Annotated in this window: 1 protein-coding gene; it reads left to right on the top strand. The window is 29.8% G+C overall.

The window, feature by feature from the left end; all coding sequences use genetic code 11:
- Positions 1-104 precede the first annotated feature (104 nt).
- Positions 105-1,464: AMP-binding protein (locus Q0370_RS09720; protein ID WP_299575142.1), on the top strand; the 1,360-nt coding region annotated here is incomplete at its 3' end.

Here is a 1,464-nt window from a genome sequence, read left to right as displayed (position 1 = left end):
AAATAAAATTTTTATATACAAAGTAATGTGAAATTGAATTTTATTTATGATTATGGTATACTAAATTGAATTTTGGATATGCCAATAAAAAGAGGAGGCAAATTATGTTTTTAGAGAGAACGGAGCGACTGGCATTAGTTGACTTTGATAATAAACATATTAATTATATTGATTTGATAAATAATATAAAGTATTTTTCTGAATATGTAGTTGAATTGGAAAAAGAAAAATTTGGGCTGATTGTTATGGAAAATCGTCCAGAATGGATTTACAGTTTTTTTGCAGTATGGGATAAAAAATCAGTTGGAATAGCCCTTGATGCTAATAGTAATTCAGATGAAATTTTATACGTTTTAGAAGATTCGCATCCAAATGTAATTTTTTGCTCAAATGAAACAGAAGGAACTATTTTTGAAGCAGTTGAAAAATATAGTTCAAAAAATACTGTAAAAGTAATAAATGTGGATAAAATTACAATTGAACAGGAAAAAATGAATGTTATAAAAAATATGCAGTTTGAGCTTGAAAATCCAACTGGAGATGAAACAGCGGCTATGCTTTATACTTCAGGGACAACTGGAAGTCCAAAAGGTGTAATGCTGTCTTTTAATAATTTAAATACTGAAATGGAAGGACTTTATGAAAAGGGAATATTTGATCATAGAGATCAGATCTTGGCAATATTGCCGTTTCACCATGTTCTACCATTGACAGCAACTGTACTTTTGATGTTAAAATATCAAACTTCAATTGTATTTGTAGAAAAAATTGCAAGCAAGGAAATATTTGACGCTCTTGAAAAAAATAGAGTAACTGCAATAATAGGTGTTCCAAGAGTATTCAAGCTATTTTATGATGGAATAAAGCAGCAAATTGACGCAAAATTTATTACACGATTTATTTACAAAATGATGAGCAATGTCAAATCATTGAAGATAAAAAGAAAAGTCTTTGCAAAAGTCCATAAAAAATTCGGTGGACATCTTGACTTCATTGTTGTCGGTGGAGCAAAAATGGATCCTGAAATTTCAAAGTTTTATGAAACATTGGGATTTTATGCTCTTGAAGGTTATGGACTTACAGAGACTTCACCAGTTATTGCTGTAAATTCAAAAAAAGAAAGAAAAATTGGAACAGTTGGGAAAAAATTATACAATGTGGATGTAAAAATTGTAGATGAAGAATTGTGGGTTAAAGGACCAATTGTTATGAAAGGTTACTATAATAAACCTGATAAGACGGCGGAAGTTATTACTGAAGACGGATGGTTCAAGACAGGAGATTTAGCAACAATTGACGAAGAAGGATATGTTACAATTCGTGGAAGAAAAAATACAATGATTGTCCTTTCAAATGGTAAAAATATTGACCCTGAAACGCTTGAAAATAGAGTAATTGCACAAAGTAATGGATTAATCAAGGAAATTGGTATTTTTAATTACAAGAACAAGTTAGCTGCAATAA

It is taken from the genome of uncultured Leptotrichia sp., assembly GCF_938036635.1.
GTDB lineage: Bacteria > Fusobacteriota > Fusobacteriia > Fusobacteriales > Leptotrichiaceae > Leptotrichia > Leptotrichia hongkongensis.
Note: the sequence above shows the minus strand (reverse complement) of the source record. Positions and strands in the feature narration are given on the sequence as shown.